At 34.8% G+C, this 15285-nt stretch carries 20 protein-coding genes; 4 read left to right on the forward strand and 16 right to left on the reverse strand.

Going from position 1 to position 15285, the window contains the following annotated elements; genetic code table 11:
- Positions 1-166 precede the first annotated feature (166 nt).
- Both ACLHDG_RS00195 and ACLHDG_RS00200 read left to right on the forward strand, forming a co-directional pair.
- Positions 167-484, forward strand: coding sequence for a hypothetical protein (locus ACLHDG_RS00195; protein ID WP_415406984.1), 318 nt, complete (start codon positions 167-169; stop codon positions 482-484).
- Positions 485-560: 76 nt separating this feature from the next.
- On the forward strand, positions 561-896 hold the full coding sequence (locus ACLHDG_RS00200) for a KTSC domain-containing protein (RefSeq protein WP_415406985.1): 336 nt from the start codon (positions 561-563) through the stop codon (positions 894-896).
- A gap of 102 nt (positions 897-998) precedes the next feature.
- Here ACLHDG_RS00200 and ACLHDG_RS00205 read toward each other — a convergent pair whose 3' ends face one another.
- The 7 genes from ACLHDG_RS00205 to ACLHDG_RS00235 all read right to left on the reverse strand — a co-directional run bounded on the left by ACLHDG_RS00205 (position 999) and on the right by ACLHDG_RS00235 (position 5548).
- Positions 999-1304, reverse strand: coding sequence for a hypothetical protein (locus tag ACLHDG_RS00205; RefSeq protein WP_415406986.1), 306 nt, complete (start codon positions 1302-1304; stop codon positions 999-1001).
- A gap of 1 nt (position 1305) precedes the next feature.
- Positions 1306-2271, reverse strand: coding sequence for a PD-(D/E)XK nuclease family protein (locus ACLHDG_RS00210; protein WP_415406987.1), 966 nt, complete (start codon positions 2269-2271; stop codon positions 1306-1308).
- Between the two features lie 148 nt (positions 2272-2419).
- Complete coding sequence (locus ACLHDG_RS00215) at positions 2420-2698, reverse strand: hypothetical protein (protein WP_415406988.1); 279 nt, start codon at positions 2696-2698, stop codon at positions 2420-2422.
- 360 nt (positions 2699-3058) lie between these two features.
- Entirely contained in the window at positions 3059-3430 is a 372-nt protein-coding gene (locus tag ACLHDG_RS00220) for a hypothetical protein (protein ID WP_415406989.1), read from the reverse strand.
- Between the two features lie 320 nt (positions 3431-3750).
- Complete coding sequence (locus ACLHDG_RS00225) at positions 3751-4344, reverse strand: hypothetical protein (protein ID WP_415406990.1); 594 nt, start codon at positions 4342-4344, stop codon at positions 3751-3753.
- Positions 4345-4370: 26 nt separating this feature from the next.
- Positions 4371-4826 (reverse strand): hypothetical protein, encoded by a 456-nt coding sequence (locus ACLHDG_RS00230; RefSeq protein ID WP_415406991.1) that lies wholly within the window; start codon positions 4824-4826, stop codon positions 4371-4373.
- A gap of 479 nt (positions 4827-5305) precedes the next feature.
- Positions 5306-5548 (reverse strand): hypothetical protein, encoded by a 243-nt coding sequence (locus tag ACLHDG_RS00235; RefSeq protein WP_415406992.1) that lies wholly within the window; start codon positions 5546-5548, stop codon positions 5306-5308.
- A 185-nt stretch (positions 5549-5733) separates the two neighbouring features.
- On the opposite strand from ACLHDG_RS00235, the gene ACLHDG_RS00240 reads away from it, so the two are divergent.
- A complete protein-coding gene (locus ACLHDG_RS00240; protein WP_415406993.1) occupies positions 5734-7317 on the forward strand; it encodes a YifB family Mg chelatase-like AAA ATPase in 1584 nt (527 codons plus the stop codon).
- 7 nt (positions 7318-7324) lie between these two features.
- Here ACLHDG_RS00240 and ACLHDG_RS00245 read toward each other — a convergent pair whose 3' ends face one another.
- The gene (locus ACLHDG_RS00245; protein ID WP_415406994.1) at positions 7325-8392 is read right to left on the reverse strand and encodes a YeiH family protein; all 1068 of its coding nucleotides are present in this window, start codon (positions 8390-8392) and stop codon (positions 7325-7327) included.
- 114 nt (positions 8393-8506) lie between these two features.
- Here ACLHDG_RS00245 and ACLHDG_RS00250 point away from each other — a divergent pair, with 114 nt between their 5' ends.
- On the forward strand, positions 8507-9424 hold the full coding sequence (locus tag ACLHDG_RS00250; protein WP_415406995.1) for a LysR substrate-binding domain-containing protein: 918 nt from the start codon (positions 8507-8509) through the stop codon (positions 9422-9424).
- Here ACLHDG_RS00250 and mobA read toward each other — a convergent pair.
- From mobA to gspG, 8 genes are all read right to left on the reverse strand, one after another.
- Entirely contained in the window at positions 9411-9983 is a 573-nt protein-coding gene (mobA, locus tag ACLHDG_RS00255; protein ID WP_415406996.1) for a molybdenum cofactor guanylyltransferase MobA, read from the reverse strand. The two genes, ACLHDG_RS00250 and mobA, sit on opposite strands and share 14 nt — an antisense overlap.
- Positions 9980-11107 carry an MFS transporter gene (locus ACLHDG_RS00260; RefSeq protein WP_415406997.1) on the reverse strand — a complete coding sequence of 376 codons (1128 nt, stop codon included), beginning with the start codon at positions 11105-11107 and terminating at the stop codon, positions 9980-9982. The genes mobA and ACLHDG_RS00260 overlap by 4 nt, the downstream gene beginning before the upstream one ends.
- A complete protein-coding gene (locus ACLHDG_RS00265) occupies positions 11088-11603 on the reverse strand; it encodes an RDD family protein (RefSeq protein WP_415406998.1) in 516 nt (171 codons plus the stop codon). Before ACLHDG_RS00265 ends, ACLHDG_RS00260 begins: the two co-directional genes overlap by 20 nt.
- The gene (locus ACLHDG_RS00270) at positions 11603-12397 is read right to left on the reverse strand and encodes a TIGR04219 family outer membrane beta-barrel protein (RefSeq protein ID WP_415406999.1); all 795 of its coding nucleotides are present in this window, start codon (positions 12395-12397) and stop codon (positions 11603-11605) included. Before ACLHDG_RS00270 ends, ACLHDG_RS00265 begins: the two co-directional genes overlap by 1 nt.
- A 33-nt stretch (positions 12398-12430) precedes the next feature.
- The gene (locus tag ACLHDG_RS00275) at positions 12431-13654 is read right to left on the reverse strand and encodes a type II secretion system F family protein (RefSeq protein WP_415407000.1); all 1224 of its coding nucleotides are present in this window, start codon (positions 13652-13654) and stop codon (positions 12431-12433) included.
- A 159-nt stretch (positions 13655-13813) separates the two neighbouring features.
- Positions 13814-14236, reverse strand: coding sequence for a hypothetical protein (locus tag ACLHDG_RS00280; protein ID WP_415408348.1), 423 nt, complete (start codon positions 14234-14236; stop codon positions 13814-13816).
- 2 nt (positions 14237-14238) lie between these two features.
- Complete coding sequence (locus ACLHDG_RS00285) at positions 14239-14787, reverse strand: prepilin-type N-terminal cleavage/methylation domain-containing protein (protein ID WP_415407001.1); 549 nt, start codon at positions 14785-14787, stop codon at positions 14239-14241.
- Positions 14788-14795: 8 nt separating this feature from the next.
- The gene (gene gspG / locus ACLHDG_RS00290; RefSeq protein WP_415407002.1) at positions 14796-15242 is read right to left on the reverse strand and encodes a type II secretion system major pseudopilin GspG; all 447 of its coding nucleotides are present in this window, start codon (positions 15240-15242) and stop codon (positions 14796-14798) included.
- Positions 15243-15285 lie beyond the last annotated feature (43 nt).

The raw sequence follows: 15285 nt of genomic DNA on the forward strand, positions 1-15285 counted from the left end.
TTATGAACTAAACTTTTTAACTCTATTTTTTGCTGCCATCCACCCGTTGATAGATGAAAGGTTAGAGATAGAAGAAGTGGAGGGATGGTAAACTCTAAAATATGACCTTGCCATAATTTCAAAAGTCTGTCATACTTGTATCATCTTATGCGGTCAAGGATTACAAATGAAAAAAAGACTACTTGGATTAATTATTGCATTGATTAGTACACAACAATTATTTTCTGGTTCAATCGGAAAAATTGGTAACTATAATTTCTCTTTAAGAGATATTGAAAATGAATGTGAAGTTTATAAATATTCAGAATCATATGGTGAACTAGACTGTTCTGGAAATAAATTTAATCCTCTAGCAAAATGTGAAGTTTATTTCTCAGATAAAGAGAATGGTGAATTTGAATGTTCAGATAGTGATTTTCGTATTATAGAAAATCAGTGTTCCGTACATATGTATAGTGACGATTATGGTGAAATTGAATGTTAAAATATCTAATCGATAGCCAAGCATACAGTCAAGGAAGATATTATTAAGCTTAAAGAAAAATAGGAAAGGGAAATAAATGAAAAGCGTACTACTTGCAGTAATACTACTATCAGGAATAAGCATAGGAGCTTTTGCGAATAATATCTATGTAAAGTATAGAGGTTCTGTTGATGTAGATAATGGACATTTTCAAAAGATAAATCTCAAGAACTCTTCACTTGTTAAAAATATATATTATGATGAGAGTAATAAATATCTATTGGTTCGTCTAAAAAATACATATTATCACTACTGCTCAATTCCAAGCAGTATTGTTACACAATGGCAGCAATCTCCATCACTTGGCAGATACTACAATCACAATATTAAAGGTAACTATGATTGCAGGGTAAATCCTGTTCCTAGCTATTAACTACCATTAGTACACATTTCTCTTTATAGGGATATATAAATGGGTATAATTTCTTATAAAATATACAGGATATGAAATGAAAATAATCATTCCAAAGTTTTGTTATATATTTGGTAGTCTACCGTCTATTTTTCTTTGATGATATGTATCTGCTAAAACGCATCTATTTATAATATTTTCCATATGCCAATAAGCATATCCGTTAAAATCAAAATAAATCATCTCTTTTTTATAAAAATAATCAGCATAACCATTAGTGTCAATATAATTTGCTAGTTCCACAAATAATTCATTATCCACTTGTTCTTGCACAATGTACTCATGAGGCCATGTTTCAGCATAGGTTTTTGCAAATGTCCAAGCTGATTTTTCTATAAAGGTTTGTAAGTTGGCTGGTACAGTCTTCATATTAACTCTTCTGTATATTTTCATTCAAATATATTAAAACTTCTCGTACGGTTTGTTCAATGTGATTAACAATTTGATTTTTATCCATACCAGTTTGAAGTAATATGCCATACGAAGCATAATCATTATAAGAGTTTTCAGTATCAAAAATATTTAGAAAATGATATATTTTTTTATCTTCTTCAAATGCTTCATCCCATAAATAAAGCCAATAAGGAGTATGACTATCTTTGGCAAACCAGTCATAACTTGAGAAACACAATTGACAACCAAATCCAAAGGCTTTAAAATAAAATCCATAACCATCTTTTGAACTTGTCGTTTTTAATCTCTCAAAATTATAATCTGGCAAGTTTCTGAAAAGTCTATTGCAGTCATCTATTAAATCAGCAAATTGGTAAGCAATTTTTCCATTCATCGGATCAAGGTCTGATTGACTTATAGGTGGCATACCCTCTTCATCCATTTTTTGACAAAGTTCTTTCAACTGGGTTAAATCTGAAGCTAAATTTGCATCATAATTTTTATTATTTTCTTGTTCGATTAGAATTAAAAGTTCATTCCATGAGAGATAACTTACTCTCTCATCATTTGTTCTTTTGTTTATTTCAATTTTTAGAGATGAAAGCCTTCTGTCTGGAGCAAGAAATAGTAGCTTACCATTTTCGTCCAATTCTTTTAAATAATTTACTGGTTGATTGTCCGTTAAGTTTGCCCAAAACTTTCCCTCAATAATTAAACTAACATTGCCATTAGCATCTTTTCCAACTATATCTAATCTCCCATTTGATTTTGTCGATAATTCGGTTTCATAATGACTTGGTATGTCATTAGTATTTAGTCTAGACTTTAATACAGTCCGCGCTGATAAATATTTATTGAGTAAATAAGCAATACTGCTATTGGCAACATTCTCATATTCTTTTATAAAATTACTTGCGATATGTGATAATAGTGATTCTTGCATTTATGTACTCCAGTTTTTGTATATAACGTTTGAGGTGAGGAACGATGGCGATATTTCGTACTTAACTATTCAACTTTCAAGTTTCTTTATGCGACACTTAAAAGACCGAAATTTTTGCAGTATAGCCTCGTTTCTCTCCTCCGATTTGTTATCTTTTTCCACTTCCAAATAATGCTACTACTCCAATAACATAACCTACATCATACATTATTCCAGCATTTGGGAAAGCATAAATTCTTACATCGTTCCAAATAAAGCTTCCAATTAAACTAAATGGCATTATTATTCCATGAAATAATCCCATAAAAAAACCATTTTCATCTCCACCCCTTGGTGAAGGCTGGTCTGCACACCCACTTAAAAATAATACTGTACCTAAAATAGTTAATATAGTTGGTATATATTTTAATACTGTATTATAATTCATAAGATTTATAAATAATATAAAAATACATTATTATCTCCTTTATTTCTTTTAATCTTATTATTTTTAAATAATTTAGTCAACTCAGGAGAAATTGCATACTTAGGATTATTGGCATTAAATTTGTAATAATCTTTATTTATTAATATGCTCATAAATTTCTGTAATATTGATAGGTTCATTTATATCGTTCAAAGTCTTTATGATACTGTTTTGTATTGTCATTTATTTTCCTGCATTAAGATAACTATTTATTCAAGGAACATAATGTCCTTTTATTACGATATTTCAGTATTAAGAGTATATCAAGAATGTCTTGATATAGATGAAAATAGATAGGTTTTTATTGATTTAAAATAATAGTTATCTACAGCGTAAATAACTATTAACCATTATGGGATGCCCAATCATACTATATGATTTTTGGATAGTCATAACCTTTGATTTCTCATGCACTGAATAAAGAACAAAATGACCTGAAGATACTTTTTCTAAAAACTGAGGGCTTGAGGTATTACCTAAATATAGTAATTCTGATTCGCTAGTATTGCTCTTCACGTATACTTTTTTATCCTTGATAATAATGTCTATTGTCATACTACCTTTTTTGTAGCCATCACTTGATTCTTTCTCTAGGTCAAATAGCTCTGTCTTTGCTTGGCTACACGAATATAAAATTTCATCGGCATTTGTAATACCACTAAGTATAAAAAAACTCAAGATTAATATCTTCATGGTTATTCCTTTTGTAATGATTGTAGATATATTATATACTAATTATTGGACCAACTAATCATTTTCAGAAAAAATATTTCCAATATGTCTAGTCTGTTAACATAATAAGGGCTATATCAATGGTAAAGTTACATATAAATAAAAGTGAACAAAAAGGAAACACCTAAAATACGGTTAGAGCGTTGATAGATCAAGAAATCGAACAGCAGATGAACGCCAAAATGAACAGAAAAACAACACCCAATCACCCTTAGAAGCTTGGAATTTCTGCATTTCACACTTGTTTCTCTCCTAAGTTTTGTTATCTATTTAATTGTAGTTTACCATGTGGTATTACTATGAAAGTTTATAGTATCTGGTATATTTTTGTTGTCTGAAAATGGTTTTTTTCTTTGATTATCTATTGTTTTAATTGCACCACCACACGGTATAATTAGCTCTTGAATATTTGGATTTATTTGAAAATAATCTTTAATTGATTTTTTATATTTTTCCCAAATAGGATTGAAATATCTAATAAGTTCTTTTTCAATATCATTCATTTCTTCTTTGGACACACAAGTAAAAACATATAACTTTGTATTTAATTCTGTAAGACCTGCAAAAAATATTAGATAATTTGGATATTTTTTTGCAAAACTTTTGTATCTTTCAGATTCTCCTATAGACCATAAAAATGTACTTCCATGTCCAGAGCTACTTTTAATCCATCTGTCAACTATACCATTTGTAGCTTTTCCAATTCTCAATACTTCATTATGTAGAACATTATCAATACACACATGAACATAAACTTGTGGTTTTATTTGCTTCAAAGATATTACTTCACTACTGAAGCTACTAAAACCAGACTGTGTCATTTTTAAATTAAAAGTTTGCCAATCTTTATTTTTTAGTAATTCTTCAATATTCATTCTTTTCCTTTTTTAACATATTCAACTTAATAGAATATATTATTAACTGCTTTATACGGAATTTCTAAAGAATCTATCGGATAACGTTTTTCAATTGATTTCAATCTGATAAATTCATTATATAAATCTATAAAATTCATATCTACTTTTTTAAAGTTTTCAGAAACTGTTTCACTCCTCAATCTAGAGAAAGCACGACTTGTAGATTGTACTATTTTAGATGGTATAATATTAGAGTTTATACTTTTCCAAAGTTCTATAATTTCATTTTGCGTATAATGGTTTTGAAGAAAACTAACAAATCTAATGCCAGGTCTCATTGTAGCACTATAAAAAAGTTTATTTTTTATTTTTGAATCAAGATTAATACATTCTAATAAAAAATCTTCATCAGTTATTGCACGAGAAAAAATAAAATCCTCCTTTGGGGAATAGTTTTTATTTAAAATTTCTATATAAGATTTCAAATCTTCTTTTTTCATTCAATCCTCCTTTTTTAACAAGCACAATCAAAAGTTTCCTATTTGTACTTCTCTAAATCCATCGTATGTAAGTTAACACTAATCTTACCAATTAATTTTACAATACTAAAATATTATTAGAAAATATTTTACTCAAAAAAAATACCTAGTTGATTAATATAATAGCTTATTCTATTACAAAGTAATATTTAAATGTTAAATCTAGGCAGTAGATCAGTATGGATACCTTACATTTATATAATGAAGTGAAAGTGTGATTTAGTGTAATTATATGGACTTTTTTCTTCTGCTTGTGATTCTCATGTGATTCTATGGAAATACAGAAACCTTAAAGGGTGAATAAAGTAACGTTATTTAGGGGAGTATTTGATATTTGAAGTATTTTATGGCTGAGAGGAAGGGACTTCAATAGCCTTCATGATCTACTTCAATGCTGACAATGAAAGAGGTTGGAACAGCAGATAGAAGAGGATATTGGATTAGATAGTCCCTAAAAGCTTTTTCATAGTGTCTACTGTCTTCTGATGCTTCACCTGACCATCACAAGCCTCTATTACGCCATTGATCTGTTCTTTTGTTAATGGGTTACCCTGATCAATGCTAAAATTGAACATCTCAATTATCATTTCACATTCCATAAGTGAAGGCGTCTTATTTGGCTCTGTAGCAGTTACTGCAAAAAGTGGTGCTGATAGTAGTAGTGTAAATAGTAATATTTTCATACAGGAAGTTTAACAGAATACTCTAAAGGTACAAGACATTGATAAATTAGAGAAAAACATTATTGATACTCAAGCTTCAGCAATTAGCTTTAGGAAATAATATCTACTTTTCAGGTAAAAACGGACACCTAAACGGACACCCAAGCAAACATTAAAGCCTACAAAGCCCTATATTTAGGCTTATATTGCACACTTTATATAGTGGTAGTCTTCCACCAGCGAACAAAAGAGTAAAACAAAAAGAGAAAAAACAAGCTATTGTAAACAGACTGACTTGTGCAACCCTTGAAGGAGTCAATGCCAAGGTTATAGAAGTAGAAGCTACTTTTACGAAAGGTTTGCCCGGATTTTCTGTGGTTGGGCTAGCAAGTAATGACATACAGGAGTCAAAAGAACGAACAAAATCAGCACTGCTCACCAATGAGTTTGTTTTTCCTCCTTTAAAAATAACGGTAAATCTTTCTCCATCAGATCTGAAAAAATCGGGTACTCATTTTGATCTCTCTTTGGCGCTTCTTATTGCACTGAACAAAACGACCATAGACGAAGAAGGGCTTTTTGTGTTTGGTGAGTTGGGACTGGATGGAAAAGTGAAAACGAGCTCTATGCTGTTTCCTTTGGTCTTGTCTCTTAAAGAGAAGGGGTTTATCAAAAGAGCTATTGTTCCTAGAGAATCAATTACTTATTTGAGTCATATTTCTGGGGTAGATTTTATCGCTGTAGATACCTTAAGTGAAGCAATACAGATACTTAAGAGTAAAAGCTTCAAAGCCAATGTACAGGCATTCTCTTATGAGGCAGAAAGTTTTACTCTGCAAGAGATACCTTACTATTTTGAAAGAAAGTACGAGAGTGATTTTTTAGATGTAAAGGGACAGTCTATAGCCAAGAGGGCTTCTCTTATCGCAGCAGCAGGGATGCATAATTTTTTGATGGAAGGAAATCCGGGATGCGGTAAAAGTATGATCGCCAAACGTATCAAAGACATCTTGCCTCCATTGTTTGAAGAAGAGATACTCTCTATAGCAAAACATCAGTTCTTGGATGGTGTGACACCGAACTTTGCTGCTTTGCGTCCCATAAGGTCTCCTCATCATACTGCAACTTCTGCTTCGATCTTTGGTGGTGGGTCAACGACAGCAAAAATAGGAGAAGTGGCATTGGCACATAAAGGCATTCTGTTTTTCGATGAGCTACCACACTTTTCAAAGGCTGTACTTGAAGCACTTAGAGAACCTCTGCAAGATAAAAAGGTACACATAGCAAGAGTAAATGCTAAAATAGAGTACGAAGCGGACATCATGTTCGTAGCTGCGCAAAATCCTTGTCCTTGTGGAAATTTACTCTCCAAAGTAAAATCATGTCGTTGCAGTGAAGTAGAGATAAAACGCTATCAAAATAAACTCTCTGATCCTTTTTTAGATCGTATAGATCTTTTTGTAGTGATGCAGGAGGTGAGTAGTTCTGATAAGGGAGACGTGACTTCCAAACAGATGCATGATGAAGTCATAAAAGCTTTTAAAATGCAAAAGCAAAGAGGACAGCAAAGGTTGAACGGAAAATTGAGTGAAGAAGAGATAGAGACGTATTGTGTGTTAAGTATGGATGCCAGTAAGATATTGGAAGGGGCTATTGGCAAATTTGGACTTTCGCATAGAAGTATTGCATCGGTCAAAAAGATAGGCAGGACTATTGCTGATCTTAATACACATGAGAAGATAGAAAAGTCAGACCTCTTCGAGGCCTTGAGTTACAGGAGAAGGAAGTAGAGTTGTATTAAAATACTTCTACCACCAATTTAGTCACAACAAAACCGCCAACTACAAGCCAGGCAAACATGGTTGTAGCTGTGTAAATTGGTGCTAGTCCAAGACCTTTAAATTTAGCAAATACAGTTCCCATTCCAAGAGCAGTCATTGCCATAGTAAGTAAGAATGTATCTATTTCATTGATGATATCAACGATGTTTTGTGCTACAAGATGTAGCGAGTTAAATCCGGCTACACCTATAAAATAAACAGCAAACCAAGGGATAACAAGTTTCATTTTACTGTTTGTATCGTCACCCTCATTTTTTGCACTATATGCTAGGTAGAGCCCCAATACAATAAGCATAGGAGCAATCATAATGACACGAGTCATTTTGACAATAACCGCAGCGTTAGCCATCTCTTCTGGAGAACCAGGAATAGAAGCAGGGACTGCAACTACTTGTGCAACTTCATGTATAGTGCCACCAACATAAATACCGAACTCTCTTGCAGTCATATGTAAAAAGCCTGAAGCATTTTCAAAAATGGTGGTATAGAGTACAGGGTAGAGGAACATAGAGATGGTTCCAAAGAGTACGACCATAGAGACTGCAATAGCTGTTTTGTACTCTTCTGCTTTAAGTACAGGTTCTGTTGCAAGTACTGCTGCGGCACCACAGACCGCTGCACCAGATGCTGTGAGTATAGAAGTGTCTTTTTCCATACCAAATAATTTTGTTCCTACCCATGAACCCAGTATGAGAGTGCTTGTAAGCATAATGAGTGAAACCAAAAATCCATCCATACCTACTTCAGCAATTTGCTGAAAGGTAATTCTAAAACCATAAAATACGATGGCAAAACGTAAAATTTTCTTTCCAGAGAATGTGATACCGCCTTGCCATGCCTCTGGAGTCTGATTATGTAAAGTATTTGCATAAAAAATACCCATAACAATACCGATAACCAAAGGAGAAAGTCCCAGTGCTTTGACGGGAGTAAGGTCAGCAATATAGGTTGCTGCGGCAGCAAAAATGGCAACAAAAAAGATACCGCTGAGTGTCCCTTTACGTTTAGCAGGAGAGAATGGCATAGTATTCCTTCAAAATAATTGATAATAATTGTGAAATTCTACTATATTTTTGATATAATACCAAAATAAATAAAATAAAGAATAATCATAAGTTTTATGAATAAAAGAGAGAACATGAAATTAACCCTTAGACAAATGCAAATCTTTCTTAATGTCGTGGTATCAGGTCACTTAACCAATGTAGCTAAAGATATGAAGTTAAGCCAGTCTGCTATTTCCATGTCCATTAAAGAGTTGGAAAATATTTTGGGACGGCCTGTTTTTGACAGGATCAATAAAAAGCTCGTACTCAATGAAGTAGGACGTGCCTTCTACAAGGAGATAGATCCTATCTTTAAAAAACTCTCAGATATAGAGTATGAATTTAAAAACTCAGAAAATAAAGGGATGATCCGTGTGGGAGCAAGTACTACGATCGTAGATTATTTGATGCCTTCTATCATTTGTAGCTATATGAGCTCTTATCCTGATGTAAAGATCACTCTTAAAGAGGGAAATACGAAAGAGATCACACAGATGATCCAAGATGGAAGCATTGATGTGGGTTTTGTGGAAGGATTTGTCTCTGGTTCAGATATCATCAAAGAGAAGATAGGAGTGGATGAGCTTCTAGTTGTAACAGCAGACAAAAATCTATGTAAGTCCTGTTACATAGATGAATTGGCTGAGAAAAGATGGGTACTTAGAGAAGAGGGTTCTGGGACAAGGGAAGTCTTTTTGAATTACATTAAAGAAAAAGTGGATGATCTAAATATCTTTTTTGAATTAGGGCATACGGAGTCTATCAAAAGTATTTTGATGAACCGTGAATGTTTGACCTGTATCTCAAAAATTTCTGTAGAAAATGAGATAAAAGAGGGCAAGCTATATCAAGTAGATGTGAAAAACTTTGATTGTAAAAGAGACTTTTTGATGATATATCATAAAGATAAGTATCATAGTACATTGTTTGAGAAATTTCTCTTTTTCTCGAAAAAGCTAATGATGCAAATGCTTGATAGTGAAAACAAAATGAGCTTTAAGGCAAAATAAAACTCTTCATTGCCTGTTCATACTCATGAGGGTGATTCAAATTTGTGAAAGGTGCATCATCTTCAAAAGATATAAACTGAGTATGTGCTTTTTTAAGTAGATGGGTTAGCCTATGATTCCCCTCTTTTAAATGCTTTTCTGCCAAGGGCAAAATGGAACGTCTATATACACCACAAAGTGGTTGTGCTCCACTGGTGCTTTTGGCAATGATGGCATCAAACTCCTCTTCATAGTTTAACAGTTTTTCTATCACTTCTTCATTTACAAAGGGAGCATCGACACTGAGTATAAAGACTTCATCTACTTCCAGTGCTTCAAAGATGGAGATGATACCTACCAAAGGTGAACTCTCTTCATATCGGTCTGTAATGACTGCAGCAGCAAAATCAAACTTATCCTCTTTGGAAGAGATATAGACTTTGTCAAAAAGGGAACTGAGTTTATGGTACTGAAATTCACTCAGAGTGTTATACCCGGCAAAAGGAAGCAGTGCCTTGTCTTTACCCATCCGAGAGCTTTTCCCCCCAGCAAAGATGATGGCTGTCATATCATATTTCATACTATCGCCTCTTTACGTTTTTGATGCACCCACAATACCACAAATGCCATAAAAGTGATAATAGCCTCTATCAAAAACATCTTTTCTCCATAGATCTGTCCGGAGAGTACAGCACCTACTGAACCACCCAGTCCAAAAGCGATACCCAGGAAGAACTGTTGGGCAAGTTTTTTCTGGGTATAGAGTGAAAAAACATAGGTGATGGCTGCCGTATGGTAAAGGGCAAAACTGATGGCATGCAGAGACTGAGATGCAAAAGTGAGTGTCACCGAGTCTGGAAAAAGGTAGAGCATCATCCAGCGGAAGGCAGTGACAAGTGTGGCAAATTGCAAGATATTCAGTAGGTTTCTTTGTAGGAGAGGCCCTTGAAAGTAGAGCATGACTATTTCACAAATAACACCGAAACTCCACATCCAGCTTGTCATCTCAAGAGAGATACCGTGAGAGGTTTCATAAATGGTAAAGAAGTTATAAAAGCCTCCAAATCCTACTTGCATTAAGAAGATAGAAGTCCAAAATGCCCAATATTTTGTAAGTGAAAAGCTGGCATCATCTTGTGCTGATTCATGTGAAGTAGTATCATACTTTGTCAAAAGAGCACCAAAGACCAAGGTCAAAAATGCCATAGCACTTAGGTAATAGAGTGCTTCATACGGTGTCTCAAGTACTTTGCCTAACCATAAAGCAATCCCCATAAACCCCAAAGAACCCCAAAGACGTACTTTCCCATAATGACTTTTGGACAAAGAGGCAAGAGCAATAGTTTCTATATAAGGTAAAGAGATACCCATGGCTGCACCAAAAAGTAAATTGGCAAGAAGATAGCCCCAAAAACTCTCAACACTGTTTATAAAAAGAAGTGTCCCTATAAAGGTGAAGAGGAGTGAAAGCAGATAGACTTTAGAGGTAAGAGCCAGATAGTGACGAAAAACAAAAGGGAGTAAAAAACGCATAAAAGGAGCAGCTGCATAAATGATACCGACTTCAACAGTAGAGTAGCCTAACTCAAGTAAGGCTTTTGGCATAAAGATGACATACACTCCCACAAGTGCAAAGTAAAAGAAATAGTAAGCTCCCAAAAGAGGGGAGAAAAAAGCAGACTTGTTATGTAGGCGTTTTGTCATTTTTTATGATTTCACTTTTGTAAATAACGGCTGTACGGCTTAAAAGATCATGCAGTGTTTTACTGTCTTTTCTAAAGAACATCATCACCCAGCCAAAGAGAGTAAACAGAGATAAAACGGCACAAAGGTTTCTAAAGAGTGTAATAAAAAATGATGGTTTCTCTCCTGTGGTATCATCTATCAGTGTAAGTTTATACGCACGATAACCGGGTGTTTGACCTGTTTTAAACATAAAAATGGTTTGTACTATCACAAGCGGTACCAAGATGTAAATCCATCCCATTGCTTTATGGTCAGCAAACCCTTCACGCCCGCCCATGATAAGATAAAAAACGACATACATGATAGGCATGACAAGCATAAATGCATCGGTAAGAAAAGCTTTAATTTTACTTCCGCTGGAAGCATAATCCCACTTGTTTGCAGAAGAGACTTCTTCTATGACACTCTCTTTTCCTTTTCCTTGCTTTACATCACGAAATCGTTTTTTTGCCATTAGAAATTCCAGACAATCGCAGCATAAGGTCCGGCAGAATCCATGTCTAGAACAAGACCACTATAGAGATCTTCACTGTCTAGGTGGATAGATTTGTAACCACCTTCCAGTCCAAGACCCATAGCCAGTGTATAGCGTACACTAAGTTCGTAGTCATAGAAGGTAGTCTCTTCGTAGCTAATGGCATTGGCCTCTAATTGTAGACTGATATCAGTACTTGGAATATTGAATCTTGCTTTCCCGTAAAGCATAGGGATCCATAGGTCAAAGTTCGTAGATTCATTGATCAATTCTGCAGAAATCGAAGGAAGAAGAGGAAGATCAAAATTAGCAAGAGTCCTGACTGCTATATCTCCATCAAGATATCTTAGTGTGAGGCCGGCATCAATCTCAACCACATTATCTAAAAGCTCATAATAAAGCGTAAGATCATACATCTGGGTGTCAAGTGAAGTATCTATCTCTCCATTCAGATCGATGATACCACCCCATGAGAATCCTTCAACAATTCCTTGCCCGGAATGAGATAAACCGCTATAAGCAACTTTTACATTCGGGAACAAAGGAACAGGATGCTCAAAGTAAGCTTTAAAAATAATATCCTGTTCTGTGTCCCATCCCAGATCATCTTCGATATCTACTGCCGGATTGCTCAGCTCGAAAGGAAGGGTATAGGAAGCACTGCCACTGGGTGAATGACTATACATTCCAAGAGAGATCTCTCCTCCTATAATAGTGTCGGCATAAAGTGTGCTTGCAGTTAGAAGTGCGGTAAGTGTTAGTTTTTTTATCATTGTTTTTCCTTGTTTGTATATTGTGAACATGTGCTACGATAAGCCTTGTGTCATGGTGAAGATCGGTAGTAGCATCGCAGACACGATGACTCCCACAACCACACCGATAAAAAGCATCATAAAAGGTTCTATCATAGAGAGTAAAAGTTTGAGTTTGTCTTCATTCTCTTCAGCATAAAGATGTGAAATATTATCTAAAATATTTGCAACTTCGCTTGACTCTTCACCTAAAGCAAGAGACTGCATAAAGTTACGCTTGAGTTTCACGCCTTTTGCAAGTTGCAGGGCATTTGAAAGCTTATTCCCTTCAAGGACTTTGGTTGAGGCTTTTTCAAAAAGATCTATGAGTTTATAGTTGGCAAACGATGCAGTAGAGAGTTTCACTGCCTGTGCATAGGCAACTCCGGAACTAAGCATCAAAGAGAGGATATAGGAAAATCTTCCCAGTTCATGATTTTGGATAAGTGTTCCCAGAATAGGTACTTTGAGTAACCAGCCATCTATAAGTATATGAAACGAATCTACTTTTGAATAAGCCAGTTTAAAAAGCACAATAAAAAGGAGGATACCTACTATAAGATGTATATAATAGGTAGTCAGAAAATCGCTTATACTCAGTACAAACTGTGTAATGGGAGGAAGCTCTTGGTCAGTATCTTCAAAAATTTCAGTAATTTTTGGGACTACAAAAGCGATAAGAAAAGAGGTCATCGCAATAGCAACGGTAAAGATGATAGTAGGGTAAACCATAGCACCCTTGACTTGCTTTTTTACTTTATTCTGTGCAGAGAAGAAGTTCCCCATATTGGTAAGTACCTCTACCATTTTTCCACTTTGTCCTGCTATGTTTAGACTCTGTATGAAAAACTCCGGCATGGCATAGACTTTTTGTGTGTTGAGGGCAATATAAAGAGATTTTCCTTCGTCTATCATGGTTTTGATGGAGTTGAGAAAAGAGACATACTTTTTTTCCCCTTCATGCTGATTTTCAAGTAGTTTTATGGCAGTCAGTATCGTCATGCCGGAGTTAAGATAAGAGGAGAGTTCTTTTGAAAAAGTAGCAAGTAGCTCCCCCGGCATCTGACGTTTGGAAAAGGCTTCCAGAGAAAACTCTTTTGTAGGAGTAAGAGATTCATAGTAAATGTTCTGAGTACGAAGTTTTTGTCCAGCTTCTTCGGCAGAGCTGGCTGTAACTGTACCTTTTACTGTTTTACCTGTTTTATCAAAACCTTTGTACTTAAAAAGCATTCGTTTCATATGTCCTTGCAGTGAATTGATAGTATTATAACTTTTTTAGCTTTTGTTTGTGGAAGTAGGTTAAGCAGTATCCTGCTATAGTAGCGCATGAAACGGTTTATAGCTCTTTATTTTCTTTTTTAGCGATACTCTTTACCATTTTTTATTGCATGATTCGGGTTAAAAATTACTGATCTTAAAACGGAAATAAGAAGAAGAATATTTATCTTTAATTTTAATTTCATCTACAATAGCAGTAGGTCCGTATCCTTCAGCAGGTAAGAGATTGAGAGGTTCGGGGATAAAAAAATCTCTACTATTCTTTTTTAGAAGTTCTCTGCTTTTTGACTCTTTTACTTTAAAATATTTGCGTAGTACTTCATAGGCGTCTTTTTTGTCTTTGTGGTACTTGATGACATCATCTGTCAAGAAAAGTGAGTCCTGTAAAGAGAGTTTGTTCCTCTCGGAGAGATAAACGATATGTGCATGGTTTTGGCTGTGTAGTTTGAGTACATAAATGATGGAAACAGAGATAATGATGACGGAGATGATGATCTCAATAATAGTAAATGCAGGACGTAAAGTTTTCACAGAAGGTAACATTTTCAATAGAAGTCTCCACTGTTTGATGCAAGATCACTGTTTTTAAGCCAAAGATCTTTAGCATCTTCGAGTGAGTCTACTTTTTGAGGTGTTCCAAAAAAAGCAGGCAGGAAATAGACGCCACTTTCATTTTTCAAAATGATCTGTGTGCTGCTTCCATTTTTATAGAAGTCAAGCATCAGGCAGATATCTCTGTCCTGATAGCGTCCATACTCCATATGAAGCAGAGACTCTCTGGCATCCAAAGTATATGCTTTTGTATCTTTTAGGTCTATACTGTGTTCATAGGCTTGAAAGGCAGAGTCTACCCCTTGTCGCAAGTAACAGGAACGACATTTATCTATGCAGAGCAGGGTAGCTTCTTCTGTGAACAGGTCTGATTTCATAATAGTGGATTTGAGGTTGAGTGAGGTAAGTGCTTTGGGTTTTTGTTTCCCCATCTCCACCCCGCTAAACCCTAAAAAATAGACGATCGAGATGATAACGATCACAACAAGAAGTTCTATAAGAGAGAACCCTTTATGCATTCTGTCTATTTTTTGTTTGGACATGAAAAATATTATTTATTGCAATCACTGAATAATATATCTGAATCACTCTCTTCCCCACCCTCTTTTCTGTCTGCTGCGAAGCTGATGATCTCAACTTCTGAACCTTTGTTCAAATAAACAAAAGGTGTTTTCCATGAGTCTTTTGGTAATTTTTTAAGGTAGGGTTTTGCACGATAATTAGGATATTTATCTACATCTGGATTACTCGTGAGTGCTTCAAAACCTTCTTCTGTATCCGGGTAAACACCATTATCGAGTTTAAACATATCAAGTCTCTTTTTGAGGTCATTCATCTTGAGGCACACGGTGTCTCTTTTTGCCTGATCTGCAGAGTCCATAAGTCCTGGGGCAACGACAGCTACAAGACCACCTAGAATGACGATAACAATGAGCAATTCTATAAGGGAAAACCCTGCTCTTAAATGTGCTGTTTTTATCTTATTTAGTTCTTTCATATTTATCCTTGGTTTGCTTTGGTATAATAATATTTCGAATATA

It is taken from the genome of Sulfurovum iocasae, from assembly GCF_047716765.1.
Taxonomy (GTDB): Bacteria; Campylobacterota; Campylobacteria; order Campylobacterales; family Sulfurovaceae; genus Sulfurovum.